Genomic DNA, 25202 nt, shown 5'->3' on the forward strand with positions numbered 1-25202 from the left:
GTCAATGATCCCTATAGGTAAGTACATACGTCAGAAAATTCAAATCTAGGTAGCTTTTGAAACAGAGCACTTTCATCGGCGTAACCTAAATTGCATAAAAAATTAGAGCGTAATGTGGTGCCTGCAAAAAATGTTTGGTCCACGATGTCATTAGAAAAGCCAGACATAGGACCCACATCCAAACCGAGTGCTCTCGCCGCGATCATTAAGTACGCCCCTTGCAATGTGCCATTAAGAAAGGCAGTACGTTCTATGTAGGCGGGCTTATCTTGAAAAAGGGGACGTCGGTCTTCATGAGGGAACAAAAAAGGCAGTTGTTTCCAAAAATCTAAATCATGAGCAATGATCACAGTGACTGGCGCTGCGAGCATTTTGTCGATATTTTTTTCTTTTAGGGATAACGCCAGTTGCTGTTTGGCTTGCTCTGAAGTCACAAAATAAAATCGAGCAGGGCAGCAATTCATGCTGGTGGCACCATTGGCAACAATTTGGTACATCTCTTCTAATAGAGTCGCAGGGACGGCTTTATCCTGCCAAGCATAATGGGAACGAGCATCGTTAAGAATTAAGTCGATAGAGTCTTTATCGAGGCGGGATTTACGTTGGCGTAGTGCTGTAACCCTTTGCTGCGCATCCAACCTTACCTTGTCTAAGTTCATAGTTATTAATCCATGTGATGTTGTGCCGTGAGGTTTATTTGCGTCAATAATTTAACACTTGCATAACTTTTAGCGATGACTTACGGTTATGTCAAATAATATCGATATTTTATTTTAACAATTTATTTACATTGCGAGGGCGGCGAATGATCAAGTGGAATGATTACAAAGCACAGGCAAAGGACAGAGGTTCTCTTGCTATGGAGGTGTATATGATTGAAAGCACCGTCATTGCCAGTCCCAGTGAAGTGGGACGACATCTGCCAGATCATTTAGCCTATCAAGCCAAGCTTGAACAAGCGGGAATATTAATGTTTGCTGGTCCACTGAGTGACGAAACAGGGGAAATGATGACAGGTTCTGGTTTAATTATTTATCGTACACGCAGCCTTGAATCCGCAAAGGCCTTGGCTGAAGAAGATCCTATGCATAAGAAGGGAGTAAGAGCGTTTCGTATTCGTCGCTGGCTAATTAATGAAGGGAGCCTACAACTCAATGTGAAGTTGTCCGCACAGCAAGTAGATTTTGACCCGACCAATCAAAGTGATTGAGGTGCGAAATGGCTAACTGGATGAATGTGATTGAAGATTGGGTGTCTCGGGTGACAGATATTGGTGGCACTTTAATTGCACATAACACGCAATTAACCTTAATTGATAAGTGTCACCGCTTATTAGAAAACTCAGGAGAAGCCACCAGTTTGGCTCTTTCACGAGAAATCCTCCAAGACTTTACACAATTGACAATGGCCGAAAAGAAAGCTTTTTTCGAATCACTGATTGAGGAATTTAGTATTGATCCTGAGGCGTTGAATGGCGCCATCGCTCACTGGCAATCCGCCCCTTCTATTGAGCAAGGTCGCGCTCTGCACTTTGCTATTGAACCTAAATCTCAAGAATTAATTAGGCAATTAAACCGTGCTCCAGGTGGAACGGCAGCATTAGTCGCCATGCGTGAAGATCTACTCATACTAAGCCGTGAACATGCTCACTTAAGGTGTTTAGATAACGATCTTAAACACTTATTTCACTCTTGGTTTAACCGCGGCTTTCTACGCTTAGAGGTGATTAACTGGTCAACCTCAGCTCGGGTACTGGAAAAAATTATTGCCTATGAAGCGGTACATGAAATCCAAGGTTGGGATGACTTACGTCGCCGTGTGGCCGAAAAAGATCGCCGTTTATACGCCTTTTTTCACCCCTCATTACCCTCAGATCCTTTAATTTTTGTGGAAGTCGCCCTTACCGCAGCTACTCCAGAAACAATTGAGTCTATTTTGCAAGATAATCGTCAGCCACTGGAAGCGAACCAGGTGACCACGGCGGTTTTTTATTCTATTTCGAATTGCCAAGCCGGTTTGCGAGGTATCTCTTTTGGCAATTTTTTGATCAAACAAGTGGTGGAGGAATTAAGCCGTGAGATGCCGAATTTACGGCGATTTATCACAATGTCTCCCATCCCAGGTATGCGGCGTTGGTTAGAAGCGCAGCGAAATTTAACAGCCGAACAACAAAACATAATGCAACAGTCCAGTGTCGATCAGGGCAATTTAACCGAGGCGGTTAAAAAACAAAATAGCCAAGGTTTGTATAGGTTAGCCATCCATTATTTATTGGAGGCTAAGGGGAAAGACGGTGGGCCCGTTGATCCCGTATCTCGCTTTCATTTAGGCAATGGTGCCCACCTAGAAAAGGTGCATTTATGGGCAAATAGCTCAACTCGGGGCGTCAATGACTCTTATGGAGTGATGGTCAACTATGAATACGACTTGCCCTCCATTGAGCGAAATCATGAGGAATTCTTGTCACAAGGGACAATTAAAACCTCGTCGTTAATAAAAAAAGTTCATAAAAAAACGCATAGGAAATGACATATGTACGATGACAATTACTTAGCTAATGTGTTACGCCAAGGAAGCTATGGCCATGATAGTGATGTTTTTGCTTACCAAGTCGATTCAGGTGTTAACACCAATTATGCACAACTGTTTAACCAAGCTGAACGACTAGCAGCAGTTTTACAACAGCAAGGGGTGGTTTCAGGGGATAGAGTAGCGGTACAGGTAGCAAAGTCTGTGACCACAGTGCAGCTCTATTTAGCCACCATTTTAGTTGGAGGTGTGTTTTTGCCCCTTAATACCGATTACACGGCCAATGAGGTGGAATACTTTTTATGCGACGCCACCCCTAAAGTGTTGGTATGCGATCCTAACTTATTCGATGATTTGACCTCAGTGGCTAACAAGGCGAAGGTGACAGCGGTTCTCACCCTTTCTGAGGATGGAGGCAGTGGCTCGCTGGTGGATTTAATGCATACCGTCACAGGCAATTGCGATGTTGTGCCACGACAAGCTTCCGATCTGGCGGCCATTTTATACACATCTGGAACCACAGGACGCTCGAAAGGAGCCATGCTTTCTCATGGCGCTCTTGCCTCTAATGCCACCACGTTAGCCGATGTTTGGCAATTTTCTAGGCAAGACTGCTTAATTCATGCCTTACCTATTTTTCATATTCACGGACTGTTTGTGGCCATAAATATCACCCTTTGTGTGGGAGCGAGTCTACAGTTTCTCACTAAGTTTGATCCTGAAAAAGTTGCCACTCTGATGCCGAATTCGACGGTACTCATGGGGGTGCCAACATTTTATGTACGTCTATTAAAAACGGACATCTTAAACAAACAGCTCACTAGCAATATGCGCTTATTTGTCTCAGGATCTGCACCATTGTTAACGGAGACCCACCATCAATGGCAAGCCGTAACCGGTCATGCCATTTTGGAACGATACGGCATGACAGAAACAAACATGAACACATCGAATCCTTATCATGGGGAGAGAAAAGCAGGCACTGTTGGGTTAGCTTTACCTGGAGTGGATGTGAAAATTTGTCACCCGATCAGCGGAGAAGAGTTGCCTGCGGGGGATATTGGGCAAATTGAAGTTAAAGGGCCTAATGTCTTTAGTGGTTACTGGAATATGCCACAAAAAACCGCAGCAGAGCTTCGAACAACAGGCTGGTTTTTAACTGGAGATATGGGCGTATGCGATGAGCAGGGGTATATCTCCATTGTAGGCCGTTCTAAAGATTTGATAATTTCGGGAGGGTACAACGTTTATCCTAAAGAAATAGAAGGGGTTATTGATGATGTGCAGGGCGTGGTAGAAAGCGCAGTGATTGGCGCTCCTCACCCTGATTTTGGTGAAGCTGTAGTGGCGGTCGTAGTGGCAAGTAAGGGGAGAGAACAACAGCAGTTACAACGAAGTATCCGCGAGAAAATGGGGCTGACATTGGCCAAATTTAAACAACCTAAGCAGATGTTTTTTATTGATGAGTTACCACGTAACACAATGGGTAAAGTACAAAAGGCGCAATTAAGAGCGCAATACCAGCAGCTATTTATGAGTTAGATAGTTCATGGGGGCATAGATAAACCCCTTTATTTACAGGTGGTTACATAGATAACAATATTTTTTAGTAACGGCTTGACTGTTAAGTGCGTGACAAAAAATAGACGACAGTACTCAAATACACATCATAAAATATGCTTAGGGTAAGCCAATGAAGATTGATATAGATGAGAACAGTAGCAAAACGGCGATTAACCGAGTCTATCATCAGTTAAGAACGAAAATCCTTAAATGTGAGCTCATACCGGGAGAAAAACTCAAAATAGAATCCTTGAAAACCTTGCTCAATATTGGGGCTTCACCCATACGTGAAGCATTGAGTTTACTCACCTCAGATGGCTTGGTTGATAGAATGGAGCAACGGGGTTTTAGAGTTTCTTTAATGAGTAAAGATAATTTTAATGAAATACTCATGCTTAGGCGTGAATTAGATGTACTTGCCTTACGTAAAAGCATTGAGTTAGGTGATGAAGAGTGGGAAGAACGGTTAGTTATCCTCCATCATCGACTGTTGCGTGCCGACAGCACCGATTTTCATTCGTGGGAACCACACCATAAAGCTTTTCATATGGCCTTAATTGGCCAGTGCCAATGTCCTATTTTACTTGGTTACTGTAATCAATTGTATGATCAGAATATACGCTACCGATTCTTAGCGGATAAAGCCATAGGTTACCGCTCTAGAAATGTGTCAGACGAGCATACGCAAATTTTCAATGCCACGATAGAGAAAGATGCGCCGCGCGCCACACAATTGTTGGTGCAACACTACACATCCACCGGTGGTTACTTAGCTGAGTTGTTAGAAAAGAAACACCTACAAAACTGAGTGAGTCAGCCATTGAGACGGATAATTCTTATTAATAAAGACGATGTGATGGTTCATGTGCAAATAAAAACGATATTATTAATATAATATGGAAATTATCTATTTTATGACTTAGATTGAGCTTGTAACAAAAAATTAACTTAAAGGCGAAGGGAACTCATGAGAATCATTTCATTTGAACATGCAGCACAACAGCGTATTGGGCTTAAGGTGGGCAGCCAAGTCATCGATCTGAGTGTGGCTGATCCAACGTTGCCTCAAGACTTAGTGTCTTTATTGCAATCAGAACAAGATCTGCAGAGCCGATTGGCCAATATTGTCGATAATGCACCCGAGCAAGCTTATCTGCAACTCAGTGATATTCAATTTCGGCCACTAATAACGCGCCCGGGAAAGATCATTTGTATCGGTCGAAATTACGCCGCCCATGCGGTTGAAGGGGGAGCGAAGCCTCCATCATATCCAGAAATATTTATGCGCGGCGCCGAATCATTAGTGGCACACCAAGCAAATATAATTAGACCTACATGCTCTGATAAACTGGACTACGAGGGGGAAATTGCGGCCATAATCGGCAAGAAAGCTCGTCATGTAAAAGCCGAGCAGGGTTTGAATTATATTGCTGGTTACTCTCTATTTAATGATGCAACGGTACGTGATTACCAAAGAAAGAGCTCGCAATGGACCATAGGTAAAAATTTTGATGATACGGGAGCCTTTGGGCCTGAGTTTGTTTCTGCTGATGAATTGCCTTTAGGCGTTAGCGGTATTCAATTACAAACCCGATTAAATGGGCAGGTAATGCAAGACGCCAATACCTCCGATTTTATCTTTCCTATGGCAAGCTTAATTGAGATATTAAGTGAATGTATGACGCTATTACCCGGTGATGTCATTATCACAGGCACCCCGGCGGGAGTCGGCTATGTAAGAACGCCACCGGTATTTATGAAACCGGGCGATGTCATTGAGATTGAAGCGCAGGGGCTAGGTATATTAAGTAATACCGTTGTGGATGAAGATCACCCACTGCAGTAACTCTTATCGTCTCATAAAAAAACGGTGTTCAATGAACACCGTTTCTTCTGTAAGTGAGCTCTGCTGGGCCTAACTACCCTTAACCGGATCAAGAGGGCTAATATAACCACTAGGTTTAAGGGCAAGGACGTCACAGTTAATGTGGTCGATGATATTTTCTGCGGTGTTGCCTAAGAAAACGGCGGATAAACCGGTTCTACCTGATGTGCCAAGGACCACGAGTCCAGCGCCTAATTGTTTGACGGCCTCTGGAATAACATCTTGCGGTAAACCTTGTTCAACAATAGTGTGTTGTTCATCGATACCATACTCTTGGCGCAAGGCTTTCATGGATGTTAAGTGGTGACCACGTACTGAATCGGTATAGATGGTAGGGTCAAACTCAGGCAGTTCCACCGTAATATTAGGTGGCGTTACAGGGTAGGAGTTAACTAAGTGTAACGTCGCGTCAAGGCGCCCAGCAATATCCATCGCTTGTTCAACCATAATGTGGTTGAGCTCAAGGTGGGCTTCAACTTCAGAGCCTACATGCACTGACACCACCACATGCCCATTTTCAGGCCAATCATGACTTTTAACGAGCAGTACAGCACATGGGCATTTGCGCATTAAGTGCCAATCTGTAGGGGTAAATAACACCGATTCTAATAGATCATGTTGGCGTGTTGTTTTCACAACCAATTCAAAGTCATTGGCAAACACTTCACTAATAATGGCTTCATAGGGGCGATTATGCCATACCACTTTAATGGCCAGTTCTATGTTGTCATCGTCACGATAAGGTTTCGCTATTTCATTCATCCACAGCTCTCGCTGATGAATGACTCCGGCACGCATGGCATCGCGTTCATCAGGGGATAGCATCGAAGTCATTTCATAAGAGAAATCATAGATAGCTAGAAAAAAGGTAATCTTACTCGGGGATTTACTTTTTTTTCCAATTTGCATGGCACGAGCCAAAGCAGGTTGTTGCTCTGTATCGATATTGGCAACAACCAAGATGTTGTTGTAAATACTCATAGACCATCCTTTCACTTTATTAATGATTAAATACAATATAACTGTGTTGTAAGGAAAAGAGTTAGATAGTCATCAAAGATTAGGACAAAAACAGAGGAATTATGAGGGCGTGAAACGAATAAATAGATAAATATGAAGTGGCTACTGTGCTAACCACTTCATATTTAAAGGGTATTAACTACGACAAGCACCCGCCAGTTTAGCTAAAGCGTCATGGTCATTAATGGTAATGTATTTTCCTTTTACCGCTAAAATATCCGCTTTTTGGAAGCGACCTAACAAGCGACTGATGGTTTCTACAGTAAGGCCCAAATAATTACCAATGTCTCCACGGGTCATCGTTAGACGAAATTCACGAGGGCTAAAGCCACGTTGTGAGAAACGCTCGGATAGATTGTATAAAAATGCGGCTAGGCGTTCTTCGGCGTTTTTCTTAGAAAGGAGTAGGATCATATCCTGATCTCCTTTAATTTCGCTGCTCATTAAACGCATTATTTGTTGACGCAATTTCGGCATTTTGCCAGACAGGTCATCAAGTATTTCATACGGAATTTCACAGACCATAGAGGTTTCAAGTGCTTGAGCAAAACTCGGGTGGCTTTGAGTATTAATCGCATCGAAACCAACTAAATCACCGGCTAAGTGGAAGGCAGTGATTTGCTCGTCACCTTGCTCTGTAATGGTGTAACTCTTGATAGTACCTGAACGAATTGCATACAAAGACTTCAATTCATCACCGGCTTTAAACAGCTCTTGGTTTTTTTGAATTGGCTTTTTACGCTCGATGATCTGATCAAGCTGATCAAGTTCTGTATCATTAAGCGTAAACGGTATACACAGTTGTGAGATGCTGCAGTCTTGGCAGTGAATAGCACAACCGCCGGACTGTATACGTTTTGTTGCTGGTTTTTCAGTATTAATAATCATACTTTTAACACATATAAAATTGACATACATCAATATATTAGCACTATAGGGCACAAATGGATAGCAGTATAATGACTCGATATCTCAACTATTACTCTCATTTTTGACCTAAATAACAAAGCTGAGTAGTGAATAGATAGCGTAAACAATCATTAAGCAGGCAATTGTGCGACGAATGAGTAATTGACTTATAAATTTAGAAAACCGGGCTGCGCTGGTTCCGATCAGTAACATTGCAGGTAAGGTACCTAAACCAAAACACCCCATAATAAGCAGTCCATTCACCGCGCTACCAGACACGGCGGCCCAACTTAGCATGGAGTAGACCATACCGCAGGGAATCCAACCCCATACAACCCCCACAGGATAGGCATACCATACTGAGCGCAGTGGTAACATGCGCGAGGCGATGGGAGATAATTGTTTCCAGATGCTTTGGCCGAGCTTTTCAATTTTGAGTAAGCCATTCCACCACTGACCTAAGTAAAGGCCTAAGATAAGGATCATTAAGGCCGCCATCACGCGCAATGCCCCAAGAAAATCGGTGGATTGAAATAGAGTCGCACTATTGGCGACAGTGCCACCAATGAGCGCGCCTACCAATAGATAGGAGGAGATGCGCCCTAAGTTGTACAGCAAAGTCACATAAAAAGCGTTGTGCCGACCATTGAGGGCAACAGCGCTGGCGATACCGCCACACATTCCCATACAGTGCCCAGCCCCTGCAATACCGATTAAAAAAGCCCCAATCCAGTCAATATTTGCCATCATGGTTGCTTTTTATTGTCGTTCTTGTTGGGCATTTCGTCTTCCTCAAACAAAATATTATGACCTTGCCGATCTAAGTCTTCAAATTGCTCGGTCTTAACTGCCCATAGAAACACGGCCACGGCGATGGCGACCAGTAGGATTGCTATGGGGATCAGAATGTATAGACTTTCCATTTTTATTTAGTAATCTCAGTGAGTTAGTGACTACGATGATAGAGCTGGCAGACATGCCTACTACCGCAATGTAGGGGGCAACGAGTCCGCAGACCGCCAAAGGTAAAATCAACAGGTTATAGCCTAAGGACCAAGCTAAGTTTTCTCGAATAATTTTTCGGGTTTTAATGGCAAGGGTACGTGCTTCGATTAATTTATCTAATCTATCCCCAAGTAACACCATATCGGCGGAAGATTTAGCCACATCGGTACCGCCCCCCATAGCCACAGATAAATGTGCCCCGGCAAGTGTTGGTGCATCGTTAATCCCATCGCCGATCATCAAAGTAATGTTAGATTGAGGCAGACTGTGTAAATAATTGAGCTTACCTTCTGGAGTCACACCAGAAACCAAGGTGTCTATAGCCAATTGCTGTGCCACTGGCTTAGCATTGATGTGATTATCACCGGTGAGCAATGTGGTGCTAATGCCCAGTTGCTTGAGGGAGGCGATAAAATCTTGGCTACTATGACGCATGGGATCGCGATAAGTAAAAGCGGCTGCTAGTGTGCCATCGATAGACAAGTACACGGTATGGGGCTGGGCTAAAACCGTCGAATCACACACAAAGGCATGACTGCCAATCTTACACTGCAATCCATTGATAACACCGCTAAGCCCTAAACCAATATGATTTTCAATGGCTTCGGCTGTGGTTGACTCATCTAAATAGGGACGAAAGGCGGCCGCTATCGGGTGATTTGCATGGGATTCAAGGCGGGCGGCCATGGCTAATACTTGTGGCGTTGTCCATGTTGCAAAAGTATCGGTTTTGGCCAAACAGACTTTGCCTTCCGTTAACGTCCCCGTTTTATCCACGATCACATGGTTGACTTTACATAAGGTTTCGATGGCGTGCGCTTTACGCAACAAAATCCCCAGTTCGCCCATTCGCGAGGTAGAGCAGGTGATGGCGGTTGGCGTCGCCAGAGAGAGGGCGCAAGGACAGGTGGCAACCAGTACAGCGAGCATAATCCAAAAAGCATCTTGCGGTTGATTTTGTTGCCAGTAAAAGTAGGTACAAGCGGCAATAATGAGAATGACTGCCACAAAATAACGGGCTACAACATCAGCAATTTCAGCAATTTTAGGCTTGGTGGTTTGCGCTTCATCTTGCAAACGAACAATGTTGGCGATCATGCTCTCTTGTTTGGTACAAGCCACCTGCAAAGTGAAGGTCTGTTCGCCATTGATGGTTCCTGCATATACGTTATCCCCAGCATTTTTCTTTACATGTAAGGACTCACCGGTGAGCATAGACTCGTCCACATATACCTCTTTGTCTAGGACGGTGCCATCGGCAGGGACATGTTCACCGGCTAACACGCGAACGTTATCGCCAATGTTTAGGGTTTTAACCGGAATTTGCTTACCATCTTCTAATGTGGCCATAGCGGGAACCAATTTAAGTAGGTTAGCACTGGCCGCGGCCGCTTTTCTACGTGCGCGCATTTCTAAAAAACGTCCCAGTAGTAAGAAAAAGGTGAACATAGAAATGGATTCAAAAAACACCTCACCACTTTGGGTGAAAGTGGCGATTAAGCTGGCTACATAAGCAAAGATAAGGGCGATAGACACGGGGACATCCATACCCAATGTGCGCGCTTTTAAACTGCGCCATGCATTGGTATAAAAAGGCAAGGCGGAGTAGAGCAATACCGGGGTGGCAAAGATTAAGCTCACCACACGAAAGTAGTGTTTAAACTCAGGTTCTAAGTGACCGAAAACCTCTAGATATAAAGCCACAGCTAACATCATAACTTGCATAGTGGCAAGGCCTGCAATACCCAGTTTATATAGGTATTGTTTCATGGCGCGGTAATAACTTTCTTCTTGTTTATCGGCTTCGAAAGGGGCGGCTTTATAGCCTAACTTATGAATGACATTGAGCAGTTCGCTGAGTTTAGTTTGAGTGGTATCCCAAGCCAATAAAGCGCGATGAGTGGCGGTATTGACGCGAATTTGCACCACTCCTTGGCGAGCATTCATCTGTTTTTCGATAAGCCAAGCACAAGCGGCGCAGGATACCCCTTCGAGTGACAGTGTCACCTCGGAGATGTGTTGTTTATTGCGCACAAACTCTGCCTGAACGTGTTCATTATCGTAATGTATTAACGATTGCAGTTGTTCAGGAACCAGATCAACCCGTTCGGCTTTTTCTGTTCGGTATTGATAATACGAGCTCAAACCACTGTCAACGATGGTTTGCGCGACAGATTCACAGCCAGGACAACACATTGCTCTTGAAGCATCAAGAATAGTGACGCAATAGTTGGTGTTTTCTGGTACATCTTCACCGCAGTGGTAACACGATTTATCCATCATAATGAGTTCGTCAAAGGGGCTGGGGTGGTGCTAGGGAAAGTCATGCGACCTTGGATCAACCAATGTTTATCATGGGGTCTTAGTTCCATAAACCAGGGGCCTTGTAAAGGCGCATCAAGATGCACTTTATAGGTGCCAGATGGGGTGGCAGTGGCCAGGTAATGAAAGTCTCTATCTGGTAATGTACGGTGCGAAAACTCGATACCAATTGCAGGGAAAGTGGCTAATTGACCTTTATCAAATTCAATAATAATGTCGTTATTTGCCGAATACACTACCGCTGAAAGATTGAGATCATTGGCGACAGTGACTTTAGATAAGTCGATATTGATCCCTTTTCCTTTTTTATAGTAATCCTCGGAAACTAAAGAAACCGTATGTTGTGACAATATGTAGACCCTAAGTAGGGTGCCAAATATGGTCGTTAGGATAATAAGTAAAATAAACCAAGCCCAAAACTGCTTATACCAAGGCTTTACCATAAAAAAGTTCTCTAATTAAATAGGTGAGTATAAAGAAGTGCAGCCCCTATGACAGCAGGGGCTGTGATTAGATTGTTACTCTTTGCTAGGGGCGCTAAGACTCCAAACATAGGCAGAAACCAATTGGACTTTTTCTTCGCCCAAAATATCTTTCCATGCAGGCATGACACCCAAACGACCATTGGCTACGGTTTCGGTGACAGCGGCGCGGGAGTCACCATACAACCAATTATTGTCGGTGAGATCAGGGGCGCCAAGTGCGGGGTTACCTTTACCATCGGTGCCATGACAAGCCGCACACACTACGAATCGAGACTTTCCTGCTGCCGCTTCCCGAGCATTCACTTTACGACCCGACAGGGAGAGCGTATAGGTGACGACTTCTTTCACGCCGTCCTCTCCTAATACGTCTATCCATGGTGGCATCTCGCCGATACGTCCATCCATGACGGTGCTAACAATGGCGTCCGGCTCACCGCCGTATAACCAAGCGTTATCGGTTAGGTTAGGGAAGCCTAGTTGGCCACGAGCATCCGAGCCGTGGCATTGAGAGCAGTTTTGTAAGAACAAACGTTGTCCCACTTTTACCGCTTCGTCATTGTTTGCAATGTCAGGAATTGAGCGCAATGCTTGGCCGTCATCGGTTTTAGCCATTTTACTAAATGCCTCACCAAAATGGCTATCGGCATCACCGAGCTCCTTCGCGTATTGGTCAAGTTGTTTATTCTGCTGGGCACGAGCAATAGAGGCTTTAGATTCCTCAAGACTGGTGACGGTTTGATCAGAACTTTGCCAACCCAGCAATCCTTTGTAATTACCAAGCCCTGGGTAAAGGGCAAGGTAGACCACAGAAAAAACGATGGTTGCAATGAATAAGTAGGTCCACCATTTAGGTAGATCATTGTTATTCTCACGAATACCATCGTATTCATGGCCCATATCTTCACCTGCAGGGACGCCCATGCGGTCTTTCACACACCAGCGAAGAATAACGGCAACACCAATCAAGGTTCCGATGGTGATGATGGTTATCCAAAGACTCCAGAATGTACTCATTATTTAGTCTCTCCTTGCTGCTCTTTTTTGGGGCTGCGTTCGTCCGCAAAAATGAGATTTGCGTCTTCTTCAAAGCGTGCTTTACGGCTTTTACCGAAAGCCCACCACACAACACCGGCAAAACAGACAAATAGTAGAATTGTCCAAATGCTGTGAATCACACTGATATCCATATCTGCTCCTTACTTCATTGCATGGCCGAGAGACTGAAGATAAGCAATTAGAGCTTCCATTTCTGTTTTGCCGGCTACATCTTGTTGTGCTGATGCAACTTGCTCGTCAGTGTAGGGAACACCAAATTGATTCTTGAATATCTCAAGTTTCTTTTGGGTTAACTTGCCGTCCAGTACATTTTCTTCTAGCCAAGGAAAGCCGGGCATGTTCGACTCAGGAACCAGCTCCCTAGGGTTGATTAAATGAACACGGTGCCACTCATCTGAATAACGACCGCCAACACGGGCTAAATCAGGGCCAGTACGTTTAGAACCCCATAAAAATGGGTGCTCCCAGACACTTTCACCGGCAACGGAGTAGTGGCCATAACGTTCTGTTTCAGAGCGAAAAGGACGGATCATTTGGCTGTGACATACACTACAGCCTTCACGAATGTAAATATCACGTCCTTCCATTTCCAAGGCCGAGTAAACCCGTAGATTTTTTACCGGCTCTGTAGTTTGTTTTTGGAAAATCAAAGGGGTGATTTCTACCAAGGCCCCTAAGCTGATTGCAAAAACAATCAATATAGCCATCAAACCAACGTTTTTCTCAACGAGCTCGTGGCGATTTTTTGAATTGTTAGCCATATCAAAATCTCCTATTGTGCCGGTTGAGGCACAGCTTTAAGGCTGTCCTTTGGGGCTTTGATGGTCTTATAGGTGTTGTAGGCCATTAAGAACATTCCTGATAAGAATATGGCGCCGCCAATAAAGCGAACCGTGTAGTAGGGGTAAGAGGCTTGCACGGACTCAACAAAGCTGTAAGTTAATGTGCCATCAGCGTTCACGCTACGCCACATAAGACCTTGCATTACCCCTGAGATCCACATTGCGACTATGTACAATACGGTACCCACAGTAGCTAACCAGAAGTGCACGTTAATCAGACCAACAGAGTACATACGCTCTTGTCCAAACAACTTCGGCACTAAGTGATAAACAGAACCAATGGAGACCATAGCTACCCAGCCTAATGCGCCTGAGTGTACGTGGCCGATAGTCCAGTCGGTGTAGTGTGAAAGAGCGTTGACGGTTTTGATTGCCATCATTGGGCCTTCAAAGGTAGACATTCCATAGAAAGACAAGGACACAATCAAGAAGCGTAAAATAGGATCATAACGCAGCTTATGCCAAGCACCAGATAGGGTCATAATACCGTTGATCATGCCACCCCATGAAGGAGCAAACAGCACCAAAGACATCACCATACCCAGAGACTGAGTCCAGTCAGGAAGTGCGGTGTAATGAAGATGGTGGGGGCCTGCCCATATGTACAGTGACACTAGAGCCCAAAAGTGAACAATTGAAAGACGGTATGAATAAACGGGGCGTTCAGCTTGTTTAGGGACAAAATAGTACATCATACCGAGGAAGCCTGCGGTAAGAAGGAAACCCACAGCATTATGGCCGTACCACCACTGCACCATGGCATCCACAGCACCGGAGTACACCGAGTAGGATTTCATGCCAGAGACGGGAATGGCGAGGCTATTGACAATATGCAGTACCGCAACGGTCAATATAAAGGCACCAAAGAACCAGTTAGCCACATAAATATGCGATGTTTTCCGCTTGATGAGAGTACCAAAGAAGACGACGGCATACGCCACCCAAACGATAGTGATTGCGATATCGATTGGCCACTCTAGTTCCGCATACTCTTTACCTGAGGTAAAACCTAAAGGCAATGAAATGGCGGCGGATAAAATGATCGCCTGCCAACCCCAGAAGGTGAATGCCACTAGTGGGCCACCAAACAGACGAGCTTGACAGGTACGTTGAACCACATAATAAGATGTGGCGAATAGGGCGCTTGTACCAAACGCAAAAATAACCGCGTTTGTATGAAGCGGTCGTAGACGAGAGTAGGTTAACCACGGCGTATCAAAGTTGAGCTGTGGCCAAACCAACTGAGCGGCAATCAAAACACCCACACCCATGCCGACAATACCCCAGAGAATGGTCACTAAGGTAAATTGACGTACAACGGTGTAGTTGTAGTTTTGTTCAAGCTGCTGTTCTTGGCTCATTTGCATGCTTCCAATTATTAATAACTACACTTTTCCAACACAACGCCAACAAGTTGACGCAACGACAAATATCACCAAAAACAATAGAAAATGAGTTAAAGTGGCTCAAATTCATAAAAACCATTTTAATAGCGATATTAACAGTAAGAATTATACGGATTTAACATTTGAATGACAGAGACTTAACGAACTGAATCCATAGAGTTTTACTATTTAATGTAAAAAGTTTGAAGTTTGTTACAAAGGAAGAAATTTATGGCTGCGGAAAAAATCACCAAAGGGCGTTTAATTCAGATTGTTGTGACTTTATCGGTGCTTATCGCTGTTTTTAGTTGGCGAACAATTCAACACTCATCGACAAATGCGACTCATTACCAACAATGTTGGACGCAACAACCGTGTGAGATACGATTAGGTGAGACTCTGTACCGTTTAAGGTTAAGTGAAAGTAACACTGAATTTAGTGTGATAACAGATCAAATAGGAGGAAATAAGGCTTTAATCCACTATTATGGTGCAAGCTATCAAATCTCAACACTTATCCCTATAGATAGTGACAAACCTTTACAGTTTACTATGGATAATGAAGAGAATAGTGTACGTGTGGTTGTTAATAAAAAGTAAATAAACAGGGCGAGGGCAATGTGTTCATTCCCAGTGTCATCGCCGATGTATTATGAACTTACGCTGTGCATGCGCCAAGCAACCAACATTTGTGCCTCATCCAAGTAATAGCTAACCATTTACAATGTAGCATTGTTAGTGAGTGAGGTTGTGTCCATACTATTGCTTACGATATAACTTATAAGACTTAAACTAAACAAAAAAAAGGCCGGAGAAAACTCCGACCATATAGATTAAGCGATCAACCGTTAGAATAGATCAGATTTAACATTATCAAAGTATGCTAGGTTTGTATCACCTTTAGTATCACCGGTGTAAAGTCCCAACTCTGTTGGAACTGTATCACCATATCCAGTAGCAGTTTGATCCGCATCTTTAACAATGTCGCTGCCATCTAAGTTGATAGTATATTTATTAGATTCCGTCCAAGAAATTTTAAACGTATGCCAAGTATCAAGAGTCAGATGATCCTCAATAACCTCATCATTTACACTTTTTGTATGGGCAATAACTAATTTTTCAGCTTCTTGTTTAATTTCAATGTATCTATCTTTATTATTAGAACTCTTACCTATTTTAATATAAGTGAAGTTTTCGTTAGCTGCTGGGAAAAAAGCATCAAGCGACACAGCCCCACTAGTCGCATCAGATTTGAATGGTAACGCGACATATGGTTTATCCGTTGTACTATTATCTTTTAATAGTAATGATTTTTCACTTCCACTCGCCACTTGGTCTTTAGAAATAATAGCGGTTAGTCCAATTTTACTGGCATCAGGAACTTTCCAGTCACCACCAACCGTATCACCAACGGCATAGGATTCAAAATCATCTCCACTTGCGGATGCGTGTGTTGATGGAGATACCGCTGGTTGAGTAGGTGATGGTGCTTTAGTTTTAGGTGCTACAACTTTAACAGGTTTAGTTTTAGGTGCTTTAGTTTTAGGTGTTTCAACTTTCGTAGGATGAGTAGGTGCGGTTACTGGTGTAGGTTGCGCACTTCCATCAAGGTTGAATGCGACATGGTCAATATAAACCTTATTACCCGTACCCGCTTCTGAACCTGTTGTAATAAGCAATTGCGATGGTTCTACTCTTCTAACAAACTGGTCAATAGTGAAAATCATAACCGTTGTCGCATTTTCGCCATCGACAGATGTAGTATACACTCCGGTCTTATAATCCCATTTCATTGAAATGGTATGCCATTCATCACGCGAAACATGCCCAACGAGCTTACTACCATGATTTCCTTCAAGATAGAGATCTTCATCCTTTAAGTGAAGCGTATAAACCCCAGGGTTAGTGGTATCACTTAAAACAAAATAGGTGTCATCATCATTAGAACTTGGTATTAACGTATCAAACGTTACTGTACCATTCTCAACCTGTTGGTCTTTAAATAGTAATGCAACATGCGTCTCTTCTGTTGAACTACTGTCTTTGATCAATAATGACTGAGTGCTATTAGTGCCTTTAGCTGGAGTTAGATTCATTGCATCAAAGCCACCAGTGTACTTCACCCAACTTTCACTAATTGTGGATGATTCTAGATCATCACCCAGTGTGCCATGAATTACAGGTTTCTGTGCTGCAACTTTAACAGGTTCAGTTTTAGGTGCTTTAGTTTTAGGTGCTACAACTTTAACAGGTTTAGTTTTAGGTGCTTTAGTTTTAGGTGTTTCAACTTTCGTAGGTTGAGTAGGTGCGGTTACTGGTGCAGGTTGCGCACTTCCATCAAGGTTGAATGCGACATTATCAATGTAAACCTTATTACCCGTACCCGTTTCTGAACCTGTTGTAATAAGCAATTGTGATGGTTTTATTCTGTTAACAAACTGGTCAATAGTGAAAATCATAACCGTTGTCTCATTTGCGCCATCCACAGATGTAGTATAGTTTCCGCTATGACGATCCCATTTCATTGAAATGGTATGCCATTGATCACACGAAACATGCCCAACGAGCTTACTACCATGATTTCCTTCCAGATAGAGATCTTCATCCTTTAAGTGAAGCGTATAAAACCCAGGGTTAGTGGTATCACTTAAAACAAAATAGGTGTCATCATCATTAGAACTTGGTATTAACGTATCAAAGGTGACGGTACCATTCTCAACATTTTGGTCTTTAAATAGTAATGCAACATGCGTCTCTTCTATTGAACTACTGTCTTTTATCAATAATGACTGAGTGCTATTAGTGCCTTTAGCTGGAGTTAGATTCATTGCATCAAAGCCACCAGTGTACTTCACCCAACTTTCACTAATTGTGGATGATTCTAGATCATCACCCAGTGTGCCATGAATTACAGGTTTCTGTGCTGCAACTTTAACAGGTTCAGTTTTAGGTGCTTTAGTTTTAGGTGCTACAACTTTAACAGGTTTAGTTTTAGGTGCTTTAGTTTTAGGTGTTTTAACTTTCGTAGGTTGAGTAGGTGCGGTTACTGGTGTAGGTTGCGCACTTCCATCAAGGTTGAATGCGACATTATCAATGTAAACCTTATTACCCGTACCCGTTTCTGAACCTGTTGTAATAAGCAATTGTGATGGTTTTATTCTGTTAACAAACTGGTCAATAGTGAAAATCATAACCGTTGTCTCATTTGCGCCATCCACAGATGTAGTATAGTTTCCGCTATGACGATCCCATTTCATTGAAATGGTATGCCATTGATCACACGAAACATGCCCAACGAGCTTACTACCATGATTCCCTTCCAGATAGAGAGCTTCATCCTTTAAGTGAAGCGTATAAAACCCAGAGTTAGTGGTATCACTTAAAACAAAATAGGTGTCATCATCATTAGAACTTGCTATTAACGTATCAAAGGTGACGGTACCATTCTCAACCTTTTGGTCTTTAAATAGTAATGCAACATGCGTCTCTTCTATTGAACTACTGTCTTTTATCAATAATGACTGAGTGCTATTAGTGCCTTTAGCTGAAGTAAGCCTCATTGCATCAGAGCTACCAGTGTACTTCACCCAACTTTCACTAATTGTGGATGATTCTAGATCATCACCCAGTGTGCCATGAATTACAGGTTTCTGTGCTGCAACTTTAACAGGTTCAGTTTTAGGTGCTTTAGTTTTAGGTGTTTTAACTTTCGTAGGTTGAGTAGGTGCGGTTACTGGTGTAGGTTGCGCACTTCCATCAAGGTTGAATGCGACATTATCAATGTAAACGTTATTACCCGTACCCGTTTCTGAACCTGTTGTAATAAGCAATTGTGATGGTTTTATTCTGTTAACAAACTGGTCAATAGTGAAAATCATAACCGTTGTCTCATTTGCGCCATCGACAGACGTAGTATAGTTTCCGCTATAACGATCCCATTTCATTGAAATGGTATGCCATTTATCACGCGAAACATGCCCAACGAGCTTACTACTATAATTCCCTTCCAGATAGAGATCTTCATCCTTTAAGTGAAGCGTATAAAATCCAGAGTTAGTGGTATCACTTAAAACAAAATAGGTGTCATCATCATTAGAACTTGGTATTAACGTATCAAAGGTGACGGTACCATTCTCAACATTTTGGTCTTTAAATAGTAATGCAACATGCGTCTCTTCTATTGAACTACTGTCTTTTATCAATAATGACTGAGTACCACCGTTAGCTTTATCAGTAGTTAAACCCATTGCATCAGAACCACCAGAGTATTTCACCCAACTTTCACTCAGTGTAGATGACTCTAAATCATCACTCAGTGTGCCATGAATTACAGGTTTCTGTGCTGCAACTTTAACAGGTTCAGTTTTAGGTGCTTTAGTTTTAGGTGTTTCAACTTTCGTTGGTTGAGTCACTGGGGATTTAGCTTCTGGTGCCTTGGTTTCAGGTGCTTTAGTTTTAGGTGTTTCAACTTTCGTTGGTTGAGTCACTGGGGTTTTAACTTCTGGTGCCTTAGTTTCAGGTGCTTCTGTTTTAGGTGTTTCAACTTTCGTTGGTTGAGTCGCAGGGGGTTTAACTTTTGGTGCCTTGGTTTCAGGTGCTTTAGTTTTAGGTGTTTCAACTTTCGTTAGTTGAGTCGCAGGGTTTTTAACTTCTGGTGCCTTGGTTTCAGGAGTTTTAGTTTTATGTGTTTTAACTTTCGTTGGTTGAGTCGCAGGGGGTTTAACTTTTGGTGCCTTGGTTTCAGGTGATTTAGTTTTAGGTGCTACAACTTTAACAGGTTTAGTTTTAGGTGCTTTAGTTTTAGGTGTTTCAACTTTCGTTGGTTGAGTCACTGGGGATTTAGCTTCTGGTGCCTTGGTTTCAGGTGCTTTAGTTTTAGGTGTTTCAACTTTCGTTGGTTGAGTCACTGGGGTTTTAACTTCTGGTGCCTTAGTTTCAGGTGCTTCTGTTTTAGGTGTTTCAACTTTCGTTGGTTGAGTCGCTGGGGGTTTAACTTTTGGTGCCTTGGTTTCAGGTGCTTTAGTTTTAGGTGTTTCAACTTTCGTTAGTTGAGTCGCAGGGTTTTTAACTTCTGGTGCCTTGGTTTCAGGAGTTTTAGTTTTATGTGTTTTAACTTTCGTTAGTTGAGTCGCAGGGGTTTTAACTTTTGGTGTCTTGGTTTCAGGAGTTTTAGTTTTATGTGTTTTAACTTTCGTTGGTTGAGTCGCAGGGGTTTTAACTTTTGGTGCCTTGGTTTCAGGTGCTTTAGTTTCAGCAGTGTTAACTACAGGTGTCTTAACTTCTGAGGTCTTAACTAAGGGAGTATTAACTATGGGTGTCTTAATTGCTTTATTATTAGTTTCAGGAGCTTTAGTTTTAGGTGTTTCAACTTTCGTTGGTTGAGTCACTGGGGTTTTAACTTCTGGTGCCTTGGTTTCAGGTGCTTTAGTTTCAGCAGTGTTAACTACAGGTGTCTTAACTTCTGAGGTCTTAACTAAGGGAGTATTAACTATGGGTGTCTTAATTGCTTTATTATTAGTTTCAGGAGCTTTAGTTTTAGGTGTTTCAACTTTCGTTGGTTGAGTCACTGGGGTTTTAACTTCTGGTGCCTTGGTTTCAGGTGCTTTAGTTTCAGCAGTGTTAACTACAGGTGTCTTAACTTCTGAGGTCTTAACTAAGGGAGTATTAACTATGGGTGTCTTAATTGCTTTATTATTAGTTTCAGGAGCTTTAGTTTTAGGTGTTTCAACTTTCGTTGGTTGAGTCACTGGGGTTTTAGCTTCTGGTGCCTTGGTTTCAGGTGCTTTAGTTTCAGCAGTGTTAACTACAGGTGTCTTAACTTCTGAGGTCTTAACTAAGGGAGTATTAACTATGGGTGTCTTAATTGCTTTATTATTAGTTTCAGGAGCTTTAGTTTTAGGTGTTTCAACTTTCGTTGGTTGAGTCGCAGGGGGTTTAGCTTCTGATGCCTTGGTTTCAGGTGCTTTAATTTCAGCAGTGTTAACTACAGGTGTTAGTTGCGTTGTAGAAGTCGTTGAATGTCCTTCATTAGAATTACATGCTGTTAATACAGCCAAAGCTAAAGGTATCATCAAAAATTTTGATTTCATAATATATCCATTATATTAGATAGAGAATATCCCCTTACACTTTTATTACTTTGATAAAAACAGAGATAACTTTATATTATTACTATACGCTTCTCGTCGTTCAACCTTAAATCTCATCATATATATCGTGCGGTCAAGCAGATATATAAATATGATGCTAAATCTATGCTTCCATTTTTAGGTTGTATAATTAAAAAACCTAAAAATAAAAAGGCCGGAGAAACCTCCGGCCATATCAAATAAATTATCAAACGATTCATAGACCAGGGCAAACGCACAACCGAAGCGGGTTGCTCTGCACTTAATTTCTTTGAACTGATGTAATATCGATATTAAGCCTACTGATTTACCTTTTTCATATCGAAAGTTCTCGATCATCACTAACGCTTTGAGGTTTTCCCAGCGAGTAAAGTCTCCGTTAAGTCGCTTATTATCAAATACATAGCATTTTCTTGATTCAACTCGACCATAACTTCTCTCTTTATCATGCGTTGCTAATGAAGTAATACGTCATATTTAACTACTAAAAGATGGTATGTGTCGGGTGGACGACACTTGTTACCAAGTGCCGTCTCCCTAAGAACCGTACGTGCAACTTTCACTGCATACGGCTCAAGCCTCCACTAAGGCATCATTGATACCCAGCAACTTATAACGCAGTCGGGACAGGCTCTTTCCAAGAGTTACGAGCTAGCCTTTTGGGTTTTCTCTTAGCCAAGTATTCTTGGTACTGAGGGTCAAAAGGGGTCGCTGCATTCCTGATTTTTACGTGTCGCTCTATAGGCACTTTAGCTATTTGGAACAAATTTAAGTGACAGTCCATGTTCATAATTTTCTGCCAACCGTGAAATTGCCACTGGCCTTTACGATTAAGAAAATACTTATGAACAACCCAGTCTTTGGACTTGGTTGGATGACGCCTAACTGCCCAGTGCCATAGCGCTTGGAATAGTTTGTGGCCGACATACCCGAATACTTGTTTAGCAACACAATGGCGATAGTAGTTCGCCCATCCTCTAAGTTTCGGATTTATCAACTTGATAAGATCGTTAACAGGGATGGTTGCGTGCTTTTTAATAAGTTCACGTAGATTTCTCAAGAATAACAGCGTGTTGGATTTGCTCGGTTTAATGAGTAATTTCCCTTTGTACTTCCTGTGATTGAAGCCCAGAAAGTCAAAGCCATCATCAATATGAGTGATCTTCGTTTTCTCTTCGGAGAGGGTTAACCCTCTTTCTGCCAAAAAGTCAGCAATCAACGGTTTGATGTCGTTCACTAGCACTTCCTTTGAAGAGCAAGTGACCACGAAATCATCCGCGTAACCGATAAAGTTGGCTCTAGCCCCCTGTTTCAGGGCTGTAGATTTTATTTGTTGTTCTATCCCCGCGAGAGTCATTAGCATCAAGGTTGGAGAAATTATTCCACCTTGAGGTGTACCTTCATCGGTATCGTAGAACAGTCCCTTATCCACATAGCCAGATTTTAACCATTGCTCTAACATACGTTTATCTACCGTGATATTGTTCATAAGCCATTGATGCCCGATTTTGTCGAAGCAAGCTTTAATATCTCCCTCAAGGACCCATTTCGCTGATTGCTTTAGAGCCAAACATTTGAAGCACTGACTGACGGCGTCAGCCGTGCTGCGATTTGGCCTAAAACCATAGCTATTGAGGTCGGCAAACGTTTCGGACACAGGCTCTAGTGCTAGAAGGTGGAGGGCTTGTTGCGCTCTATCAATCATGCATGGAATACCCAATGGCCTGAGCTTGCCGTTCTTTTTGGGAATGTAGATACGTTTGAGTGGTTTTGCAGAGTAAGCCTTGCGACTCAGTTGATTGACTGCTTTCATACGGCGTGCATCTGTGTTCCAGGTGACACCGTCTATTCCAGGCGTTTTACTGCCTTTATTCTGAGAGACTCGCTTAACCGCAACAAGTTTGGCTGAGCGAGAATGAGTCAAGAGCCACTGTAAGGACTTCACCTTACCGTATTTCTTTTCTCTCGTTGCTTTTGCGATACGCATTTGAAGCTTCAATACGTGTGCTTCAACGGATTTCCAATCGATGGACTGCCATTGAGCGCCGTCAGAAGATGCACTAATCTCTTTCGAGATCATCATTTGCTTTTCTCCTTGAATAAAGTTCTTCAAATTATCTCGCAATGGGAGACCAGTCGGAAGTGGGCTCACTTTTGTGATCAGACACAGGTCTGTATCTACATCATTACAATGTAGCTTTCGCTTTTTCCGACCTCCTATACCTGCATCACTATCGGCCACAAAGGCTTTCCCAAAGGGAGTGATTCAGGCTTACCCTGTTCCGTATGTTACGTAAAATGTCAGTTTAGATGCCCACTATAGTGCGGAGAGTACAGCGACCACGAAAGAGTACTGTCCAACCTCTTTCCAACTCTCATTGCCTTTTGGCCACAGCGTATTAACCACTTCCGCTGCTTCATCACATAACGCACCTTGAATGGATTCACATACGTTCATCATACTGACTACCTAGCACTTACCCGAATTGTGGTTTTCAGGAGGAACGTCCTCTTACGATTCTTTTCCCACTCGGCCAGACGGCCAAGTTTCGTTACATTGTCCGAGCCGCTGCTTTATTCAGGCTCGTAGGTTCATCTGGTGATACAGACGGTTCACTCATAAAGCGGTGAACAACGCTTCATACGACTTCAGGTCGCACAGACAAAATAGAGTTATTCTGTTGATAAGGCATCCTTATGCTTTAACAAGCTAGAATGACCAGTTAATTACTACGGTTAATGGAAATAACGGCTCACTAGCGTTCTCGGGCGGCTAATGCACCGAACAGCGCACATAAAACCGCTATGAACATTACGCAAAGTAATGGCAGAAACCACGAGTGACTCAATTGGTAAAGATAACCAAGAAGAGGTGGGCCTAAAGTGGCAATGGCGTAACCTATGCTTTGTGACATGGCAGAAAGTGCGGCAGCTTGTGAGGCTGAGTGTGTACGTAACCCCACCAACGAGATAGCAACAACAAAGGTAGAGCAGTTGCAAAAGCCAAACAATACCGTCCAAAAAGCAGCAAATTGTGGGGCGATTATTAAGCCTAGCACCGCCAATACCACACCCAGGGATGTGGTAATAAAGACCCTCTGAGTGTTTTTTACTCTAGAGAGTATTGGGATAAGCACGATACCAGGAAGCATTGTTGATAATTGCAGTAACCCATACACATAGCCCGCTTGTATTTCATTCATGCCATGATCGAGCAATAGCTTGGGTAGCCAAGCTGCAAAGGAATAAAAAGTAAATGAGTTAAAACCTAACGCAAGTGTTACCTGCCATGCCACTGTACTTTTTAATAAACTTTTTATACTGATTAATTGTTGGCGATTGTGTTGGTCATTAGTGTTGTCAGTGGCGAACCAAATAACTAATGCGGCAAGCGCAAAGACTAAGTTGAATAGTAAGGCCAACTGCCACCCAGAGAGCGATAGAAAGGTTTGATGAGATAACGGCACCATTACAGTGGAAGCTATGGTTGAACCTATGCCCATTGTAAAGACATACAAAGAGGTAACAACGGTAATGCGCGTTGGAAAACTGGCCTTAACCGCAACGGGCAACAACACGTTGCCCACCGCAATACCAGCTCCAATCAAGATTGTACCTATATACAAATAGCTTGCAGAGCCGGCTGAACGAAGGCAAATCCCAAGTAAAATTGCAAACAGTGCGCTACAGATGCTGCCCTTTAAGCCCCATTTATTTAATACCGTTAAGGCAACAGGAGAAATTAAGGCAAAGGAAAGCAAGGGCAGAGACGATAGCACACCTAGCATGGTTGAGCTTAGGTGCAGCTGAGTCATTATTTGGTCTAAAACAGGAGCGAGACTGGTAAATGGGCCTCGTAAATTTGCAGAGAGCAATAAAATGGCGGTTAGAGCAAGCAGGTGTTTTCGTGAAATGGCCACGGGTTATCCAAAAAATGAAGGAGGCAGGAGTATAAAGCAGTTAAGCTTATTTGTTGAGTAACAAAACAGTGATGATTGCGAATATTTTGTGTTGTGACGCAATAAAATCATTCATCAATGGTGTTATGGTTTGGCATTATTGTGCAAGTTTAG

General features: G+C 42.8%; 21 protein-coding genes and 1 pseudogene. 6 read left to right on the forward strand and 16 right to left on the reverse strand.

From position 1 onward, the window contains the following. Positions 1-11: 11 nt before the first annotated feature. Entirely contained in the window at positions 12-659 is a 648-nt protein-coding gene (locus tag OCU56_RS06400; protein ID WP_261874685.1) for a malonic semialdehyde reductase, read from the reverse strand. Positions 660-805: 146 nt separating this feature from the next. On the opposite strand from OCU56_RS06400, the gene OCU56_RS06405 reads away from it, so the two are divergent. From OCU56_RS06405 to OCU56_RS06425, 5 genes are all read left to right on the forward strand, one after another. Beyond that, positions 806-1210, forward strand: coding sequence for a YciI family protein (locus tag OCU56_RS06405; RefSeq protein WP_261874686.1), 405 nt, complete (start codon positions 806-808; stop codon positions 1208-1210). Between the two features lie 8 nt (positions 1211-1218). Continuing rightward, positions 1219-2529: a malonyl-CoA decarboxylase gene (locus tag OCU56_RS06410; RefSeq protein WP_261874687.1), complete on the forward strand. Its 1311-nt coding sequence runs from the start codon at positions 1219-1221 to the stop codon at positions 2527-2529. Between the two features lie 3 nt (positions 2530-2532). Further along, on the forward strand, positions 2533-4071 hold the full coding sequence (locus OCU56_RS06415) for an AMP-binding protein (RefSeq protein ID WP_261874688.1): 1539 nt from the start codon (positions 2533-2535) through the stop codon (positions 4069-4071). A 151-nt stretch (positions 4072-4222) separates the two neighbouring features. Continuing rightward, a complete protein-coding gene (locus OCU56_RS06420) occupies positions 4223-4900 on the forward strand; it encodes a GntR family transcriptional regulator (protein ID WP_261874689.1) in 678 nt (225 codons plus the stop codon). Between the two features lie 159 nt (positions 4901-5059). Continuing rightward, a complete protein-coding gene (locus tag OCU56_RS06425; RefSeq protein ID WP_261874690.1) occupies positions 5060-5938 on the forward strand; it encodes a fumarylacetoacetate hydrolase family protein in 879 nt (292 codons plus the stop codon). A 69-nt stretch (positions 5939-6007) separates the two neighbouring features. On the opposite strand, the gene uspE is transcribed toward OCU56_RS06425, so the two are convergent. The 10 genes from uspE to ccoN form a co-directional block, all read right to left on the reverse strand. Continuing rightward, complete coding sequence (gene uspE / locus OCU56_RS06430; RefSeq protein ID WP_261874691.1) at positions 6008-6958, reverse strand: universal stress protein UspE; 951 nt, start codon at positions 6956-6958, stop codon at positions 6008-6010. A 174-nt stretch (positions 6959-7132) separates the two neighbouring features. Then, a complete protein-coding gene (locus OCU56_RS06435; protein ID WP_261874692.1) occupies positions 7133-7885 on the reverse strand; it encodes an FNR family transcription factor in 753 nt (250 codons plus the stop codon). Positions 7886-7993: 108 nt separating this feature from the next. Then, positions 7994-8653, reverse strand: a complete 660-nt coding sequence (locus OCU56_RS06440) for a sulfite exporter TauE/SafE family protein (protein ID WP_390904862.1) — start codon at positions 8651-8653, stop codon at positions 7994-7996. Beyond that, complete coding sequence (ccoS, locus tag OCU56_RS06445) at positions 8653-8829, reverse strand: cbb3-type cytochrome oxidase assembly protein CcoS (protein WP_261874694.1); 177 nt, start codon at positions 8827-8829, stop codon at positions 8653-8655. The genes OCU56_RS06440 and ccoS overlap by 1 nt, the downstream gene beginning before the upstream one ends. Next, entirely contained in the window at positions 8750-11191 is a 2442-nt protein-coding gene (locus OCU56_RS06450; protein WP_261874783.1) for a heavy metal translocating P-type ATPase, read from the reverse strand. Before OCU56_RS06450 ends, ccoS begins: the two co-directional genes overlap by 80 nt. Continuing rightward, positions 11191-11676 carry a FixH family protein gene (locus tag OCU56_RS06455; RefSeq protein ID WP_261874695.1) on the reverse strand — a complete coding sequence of 162 codons (486 nt, stop codon included), beginning with the start codon at positions 11674-11676 and terminating at the stop codon, positions 11191-11193. The genes OCU56_RS06450 and OCU56_RS06455 overlap by 1 nt, the downstream gene beginning before the upstream one ends. 75 nt (positions 11677-11751) lie before the next feature. Then, a complete protein-coding gene (ccoP, locus tag OCU56_RS06460) occupies positions 11752-12732 on the reverse strand; it encodes a cytochrome-c oxidase, cbb3-type subunit III (RefSeq protein WP_261874696.1) in 981 nt (326 codons plus the stop codon). Next, positions 12732-12905 (reverse strand): cbb3-type cytochrome oxidase subunit 3, encoded by a 174-nt coding sequence (locus tag OCU56_RS06465; RefSeq protein ID WP_261874697.1) that lies wholly within the window; start codon positions 12903-12905, stop codon positions 12732-12734. The genes ccoP and OCU56_RS06465 overlap by 1 nt, the downstream gene beginning before the upstream one ends. A 9-nt stretch (positions 12906-12914) precedes the next feature. Next, positions 12915-13535 carry a cytochrome-c oxidase, cbb3-type subunit II gene (gene ccoO, locus OCU56_RS06470; RefSeq protein WP_261874698.1) on the reverse strand — a complete coding sequence of 207 codons (621 nt, stop codon included), beginning with the start codon at positions 13533-13535 and terminating at the stop codon, positions 12915-12917. An 11-nt stretch (positions 13536-13546) separates the two neighbouring features. Continuing rightward, the gene (ccoN, locus tag OCU56_RS06475) at positions 13547-14983 is read right to left on the reverse strand and encodes a cytochrome-c oxidase, cbb3-type subunit I (RefSeq protein ID WP_261874699.1); all 1437 of its coding nucleotides are present in this window, start codon (positions 14981-14983) and stop codon (positions 13547-13549) included. Between the two features lie 249 nt (positions 14984-15232). On the opposite strand from ccoN, the gene OCU56_RS06480 reads away from it, so the two are divergent. After that, entirely contained in the window at positions 15233-15601 is a 369-nt protein-coding gene (locus tag OCU56_RS06480) for a hypothetical protein (protein ID WP_261874700.1), read from the forward strand. Between the two features lie 248 nt (positions 15602-15849). Here the strand turns inward: OCU56_RS06480 and OCU56_RS06485 are convergent, their stop codons facing one another. From OCU56_RS06485 to OCU56_RS06505, 5 genes and pseudogenes are all read right to left on the reverse strand, one after another. Further along, positions 15850-21090 carry a hypothetical protein gene (locus OCU56_RS06485; RefSeq protein WP_261874701.1) on the reverse strand — a complete coding sequence of 1747 codons (5241 nt, stop codon included), beginning with the start codon at positions 21088-21090 and terminating at the stop codon, positions 15850-15852. Between the two features lie 248 nt (positions 21091-21338). Beyond that, positions 21339-21570, reverse strand: a pseudogene (locus OCU56_RS06490) (ISAs1 family transposase); the annotation flags it as partial. 169 nt (positions 21571-21739) lie between these two features. Further along, the gene (ltrA, locus tag OCU56_RS06495) at positions 21740-23212 is read right to left on the reverse strand and encodes a group II intron reverse transcriptase/maturase (RefSeq protein ID WP_261873931.1); all 1473 of its coding nucleotides are present in this window, start codon (positions 23210-23212) and stop codon (positions 21740-21742) included. Between the two features lie 234 nt (positions 23213-23446). Continuing rightward, the gene (locus OCU56_RS06500) at positions 23447-23590 is read right to left on the reverse strand and encodes a hypothetical protein (RefSeq protein ID WP_261873930.1); all 144 of its coding nucleotides are present in this window, start codon (positions 23588-23590) and stop codon (positions 23447-23449) included. 295 nt (positions 23591-23885) lie between these two features. Beyond that, positions 23886-25049: an MFS transporter gene (locus OCU56_RS06505; RefSeq protein WP_261874702.1), complete on the reverse strand. Its 1164-nt coding sequence runs from the start codon at positions 25047-25049 to the stop codon at positions 23886-23888. Between the last annotated feature and the right edge of the window lie 153 nt (positions 25050-25202).

The sequence above is a fragment of the Vibrio rarus genome (assembly GCF_024347075.1).
Taxonomy (GTDB): Bacteria; Pseudomonadota; Gammaproteobacteria; order Enterobacterales; family Vibrionaceae; genus Vibrio; species Vibrio rarus.